This window comes from Calditrichota bacterium (assembly GCA_014359355.1).
Taxonomy (GTDB): domain Bacteria; phylum Zhuqueibacterota; class Zhuqueibacteria; order JANLFK01; family Oleimicrobiaceae; genus Oleimicrobium.
On sequence record JACIZP010000119.1, the window covers coordinates 1 to 5,129 of the forward strand.

General features: G+C 62.1%; 5 protein-coding genes. All 5 read left to right on the top strand.

Annotation, left to right across the window (positions count from 1 at the left end):
• The first annotated feature begins 83 nt into the window (after positions 1-83).
• On the top strand, positions 84-416 hold the full coding sequence (locus H5U38_05005) for a hypothetical protein (GenBank protein ID MBC7186378.1): 333 nt from the start codon (positions 84-86) through the stop codon (positions 414-416).
• 177 nt (positions 417-593) lie between these two features.
• Positions 594-2,195 carry a M28 family peptidase gene (locus tag H5U38_05010; protein MBC7186379.1) on the top strand — a complete coding sequence of 534 codons (1,602 nt, stop codon included), beginning with the start codon at positions 594-596 and terminating at the stop codon, positions 2,193-2,195.
• A gap of 33 nt (positions 2,196-2,228) precedes the next feature.
• Positions 2,229-3,272 carry an aspartate--ammonia ligase gene (locus tag H5U38_05015; GenBank protein MBC7186380.1) on the top strand — a complete coding sequence of 348 codons (1,044 nt, stop codon included), beginning with the start codon at positions 2,229-2,231 and terminating at the stop codon, positions 3,270-3,272.
• A 204-nt stretch (positions 3,273-3,476) separates the two neighbouring features.
• The gene (locus H5U38_05020) at positions 3,477-4,088 is read left to right on the top strand and encodes a threonylcarbamoyl-AMP synthase (GenBank protein ID MBC7186381.1); all 612 of its coding nucleotides are present in this window, start codon (positions 3,477-3,479) and stop codon (positions 4,086-4,088) included.
• A gap of 18 nt (positions 4,089-4,106) precedes the next feature.
• Positions 4,107-5,129: C40 family peptidase (locus tag H5U38_05025; GenBank protein ID MBC7186382.1), on the top strand; the 1,023-nt coding region annotated here is incomplete at its 3' end.

Below are 5,129 nucleotides of genomic sequence, written 5' to 3' on the forward strand. Positions count from 1 at the left end.
CTTGACTTTCTCGTTTCCAAGACTTAAATTAGAGTTGCAAACAACGAGAGGGTTCAAATCGCCCCTTGACCGAGGGAGGAAAAATGAGCAAGAACCCGGAGTCCGCACAAAGGACCAGCGCCAGTGGGCAGGCTGTAGCCGCCTTCGTGTGCGGCCTGTGTGCAATTCTCTTCGGCAGCTGGTGCTGTTGTCTCTGGCTGCCTTTGGGGGTGATTGCCATGGTGCTGGGCAAGCAGGAGGAGCGCGCCATCGCCGAGGGCAGATCTCCTGTGCAAGGGCGTGCCTTGGCGCAATGGGGGTTTTGGCTTGGGCTGGTGGGCCTCATCATAGGCGTGTTGCTGGTGGTGGTTTTCTCGTGGTTCGTCAGGCACTGGCTTTGCTTTCCAGAAAGATTGTCGCATATACGCTCTTTCTGAGGAAACGCGACCCCAGCAGGCAGCCTGCAACTGCATCGTTGCCTCTTTGGCAGACAAAGGCGAGAGGTGCTGTCCGCGCCAGGCAGAGACTGTTCCGACTGCATTGGGCAACGGACGTAGGCAAGGGAAACGTGCCTCTGAGTGGTAGGAAAAGAAGGGCTGGTGTCGGGAGCTGAGGTGAGCAGCAGAGTGAGCTTGCGTGTGTGGGCCGTCTCGCCCGCCATTTTGCTGGCGTTGGCCGGTGGTCTGAGGAGCCAACCCTGCGAGGTGCCTGAGAAGGGCCTCGCTGCGATCAACGAGCAGAGCGTGCGCGCTTGCGTTGCGTTCCTGGCCTCGGACCGCATGCGGGGGCGAGAAACGCCCAGTCCTGAGCTGGACAGCTGCGCAGCGTTCCTCGCCATGCGCCTACGGGCAGCGGGTCTGGAGGCATTCCTCCAGCCGTTCAATCTCCTCCGCAGTCGCCTGGGCGAGCCGAACAGTGTGATGTTGACCCTGGACGGGAAGCACTTCGTCTACCGGCTTCGCCACGACTTTGTCCCTGTCTACCTGAGCGGCAGTGGGGAGGTGGAGGCTGCAGTGGTCTTTGCTGGTTACGGCATCACCGCCCCTGAGTACGGGTATGACGACTATGCGGCAGTGGAGGCCGAGGGCAAGGTGGTGCTGGTCTTCACCCACGAGCCGCAGGAGCGAGACTCCAGCAGTGTGTTTGACGGGGCGCGCGAGACAGAGCATTCCACCCTCCAGCAGAAGGTGTGGAACGCGCACGATCATGGCGCCGTGGGCGTGCTTGTGGTCACCGACCCGAACAACCACCGCTTCGAGCGTCCGGCAAGCGAGTGGACCTCCTCCAGGCCGGGAGCGGGTGGGTGGTCATCGTTCACCTTAGAGGAACGCGACCGTACCCCTTTGCTCGTGATGCGTGTGGGCAAACGCCTGGCCGAGGATCTGCTTGCGCCAAGCGGGCGTTCATTAGGCAGACTCCAGGCGGAAATCGACAGCACGCTCGCACCGCAGAGCTTCGTCATCCCTGGGGTGAGGGTGCGCATGTGCGCAAACCTTGAGCAAGAGCGCTTGCCCACCCGGAACGTCGTGGCCGTGCTCAGAGGCAGGGACCCCAATCTCCGGGACGAGGCCGTCGTCATTGGGGCACACTACGACCACATCGGGACGCGCAACGACACGCTGATTTTCAACGGCGCGGACGACAATGCCTCGGGTACTGCCGGCTTGGTTGCCATTGCTGAGGCGTTCGCCTCACTCGGGATGCCACCAAGGCGCTCAGTGGTGTTCGTCGCTTTTGCGGGGGAAGAAAAGGGCCTGTACGGTTCGCGCTTCTATGCCGCCAACCCTGTCTTCCCATTGAGCAACACAATGGCGATGTTGAACATGGACATGATCGGTCGAAACGACACCGCCGCCGTGGAGGTGGACGGCACGGGGCATTTTCCCTGGTTGCGCGACCTGGTGGAAAGGGCCAATGCGCGAGTTGGGCTCCGGCTCCATTACAGCTCGCGCAAGGCGGCGCCGGCATCCGACGCTACGCCTTTCTACTGGCGAAGGGTCGCGGCGCTCAACTTTACCACCGGGTTGCATTCGGATTATCATCAGCCCAGTGACGACGTGGAAAAGCTGGTGCTTCCTCACTTGGTGGATGTGGCGCGCTTGGTGTTCGGCGTAGCATGGCTGCTGGCCAATGAGGACTTGCCGCACCAAGTCGCCCAGGATCCTCACGCATCTTTGCCTCGTGGCTCCGCTGTTCGGCAGAGCCAACGGCAATGAAGGGCAGACTCCATGGGCGAGGTTGAATGCGTCATGGCCAGCCCTGCGAGGTTTGTGCTCCCGACTGGCTATGTACCGCGCCTGGGGCTGCGCGAGACAGAACATGCCATCAAGTTCATCAAGGACCGCTTTGAGGCAGCCCTGGCGCGAGAACTTAACCTGACGCGTGTCACCGCGCCGCTCTTTGTGCTCGCCAATAGCGGCGTGAACGACACTTTGACCGGGAGGGAAGCGCCGATTTCGTTCCATGTAGCTGACCTGGACGCCGAGGCAGAGGTCGTCCAGTCGCTGGCCAAATGGAAGCGGTTGGCCCTGGCCGACTATGGCTTTCGGCCCGGGGAGGGGCTGTACACCGACATGAACGCCATCAGGCCTTGTGAGACGCTGGACAATCTCCACTCGCTCTATGTGGACCAGTGGGATTGGGAGCTGACCATGACGGCTGAGGAGCGTCGGCCAGCGTTCCTGAAGCGCATTGTCCGCAAGATCTACAAGGTCATCCGTGGCATGGAGAGGGCGGTGTGTGCTCGGTTTCCCCAGGTTGGCCCGCCGTTTTTGCCGGCGCGCATTGCGTTTGTCTCCGCCGAAGAGCTCGCGCAGCGGTATCCCGGGCTTTCGCCCCGGGAGCGCGAAGATGCCATCTGCCAGGAGCATGGCGCGGTGTTCATCATGGGCATCGGTGCGCCGCTGAACGATGGTCAGCCCCACGACCTGCGCGCCCCCGACTATGACGACTGGACAACCACGATGGATGGCCAGACCGGTCTCAACGGCGACATCTTGGTCTGGTACCCGGTGCTTGGATGCGCCATGGAGCTTTCGTCAATGGGGATCCGAGTGGACCAGGAGGCTTTGCGCAGGCAGCTTGCCGCCTGCGGAGAACTTCAGCGCGAAGGCCTGTACTACCACCAACGGCTGTTGCGGGGAGAACTGCCCCTTTCCATCGGGGGCGGTATCGGCCAGTCGCGACTGTGCATGCTCTATCTGCGCAAAGCGCACATCGGCGAGGTGCAGGCGGCGATCTGGCCCGAGGAGGTCAGAAAGAGATGCCGCGAGCACGGCATCCCGTTGCTATGAGCTGATCACGTGACTCGGCGGAGAAGGCCGAGAGGAGCACGAGCAATGGCTGGTCGCAAGATCGATAATCGACAGAAGAAGGTGGTCACGCCCAAGCGAGAGTATGGCAAGGACCGCGGGCACTTCCAGCGGCAAAAACAGGCGCAGCGCCGTCAGCAGGGCGGCGCGCCAAAGCGCTGACAAGACTGAGGGGTGGCAAACACTATGGAACGCCTGCTCATCAATCCCAAGAACCCGCAGGGGAGGCTCATCCGGCGCGCGGCAGCCGTGTTGGAAGATGGCGGGGTAGTCTGCTACCCCACGGACACGGTGTACGGGATCGGGTGCGACATCTTCCACAAGAAGGCCATCGAGCGGATCTACAGAATGAAGGGCAAGGGGCACAAGGACCCCTTGAGCTTCATCTGCCCCAACTTGCAGGGCATCGCCCAGTACGCGCACGTCTCCGACCACGCCTATCGCATCATGCGCCGGCTCCTGCCTGGCCCCTACACGGTCGTTCTCCCGGCCACGCGCTTGGTGCCCAAGATGATGATGTCGAACCGCAAGACCGTGGGCATCCGTGTGCCAGACAACCGCATCTGCCTGATGCTATTGGAAGAGTTCGGGAAGCCCATCGTCAGCACCAGTGCCTCTTTGCCTGGCGGCGAGATTCTCCATGATCCCGATGAAATTGCCGAAGCGCTCGCTCCCCACATTGACCTTTTCTTGGACTGCGGCCCGCTGGGACTGGAGCCTTCGACTGTGGTGGACTTGACCGGTGAAGAGCCGGTGGTATTGCGCCAGGGCAAGGGGCCCATTGACCTGCTGGTCTGAAAAATGAGGAGAGAGAAGGTGAGAAGGGAGCGCTTTTTGGCCGGGGGAGCTGTCATTGCTGTCCTCGTCTTGCTTGCGGGTTGCGTGCGTATTCCCACCGTCACCCCGGAGATGCAGGCGACCATCGAGCAGGTGGGAAGGGAGTTTTGCCCAGACGAGCGCGTGGCCTTGTACGCAATCCAGGCACACCCAGGGGTCAAAGGGATTGTGCTCACTGGCCAGACTACCTCGGCGGAAGCCAAACAGGCCCTGCTTTCGCGGCTGCAACGGCTTGGCGAGATCCCCATGGTGGATAGCATCGTGGTGCTGCCCGACCCACAGCTGGGCGAGGAGCAATTTGGTCTCGTGCGGGTCAGCGTCGCCGACCTGCGCAAGGAGCCTTCGTTCAAGGCGGAGCTCTTGGATCAGGTGCTGCTCGGACACAAAGTGGACCTGCTTAGGCGCAGTCGGGGATGGTACTTCTGCCGGGCGCAAGACGGATACCTGGGCTGGATCGCAGACGAGAGCATAACACCCGTGCACGAAGCTGCGTTGCGGGAGTGGCAGAGCAAGCGACTGCTGGTGGTAAAGGAACATTGGGCCCGCGCGTTTGCCTCGGCAACAGAAGGCGCAGGTCCGATCAGCGATCTGGTGCGCGGCAACCTCCTTGCGGCAGTCGGCTCGCGGGGTGCCTGGTACGAGGTGCTCTATCCGGACGGGCGCGTGGGTTTTGTGCAGAGCAGCATTGTGGCCGATTATGACTCACTGCGGGCGCACATCGTCGCCTCGCCCGAGGCCATCGTGGCCGATGCGCGGAGCTTCATCGGCTACCCCTACGTCTGGGGCGGCACCTCAACGAAAGGCATGGACTGCTCGGGGTTGACCTCCATTGTGTTCGGCTGGCACGGGATTGCACTGCCACGCGACGCCAACATGCAGGTGACCGTCGGCGAGTCGGTCCCCATCGATTCCACCTTCAGCCAGGCGCAGCCCGGGGATCTCTGCTTTTTCGGTCCCAGCCCGGAACGGATCACCCACGTGGGCATCTACGCAGGCAATTAC

Bases quoted from the DNA above. Each gene is read 5' to 3' on its own strand.
- H5U38_05005 (MBC7186378.1), top strand. From the start codon at position 84: ATGAGCAAGAACCCGGAGTCCGCACAAAGGACCAGCGCCAGTGGGCAG.
- H5U38_05015 (MBC7186380.1), top strand. From the start codon at position 2,229: ATGGCCAGCCCTGCGAGGTTTGTGCTCCCGACTGGCTATGTACCGCGC.
- H5U38_05020 (MBC7186381.1), top strand. From the start codon at position 3,477: ATGGAACGCCTGCTCATCAATCCCAAGAACCCGCAGGGGAGGCTCATC.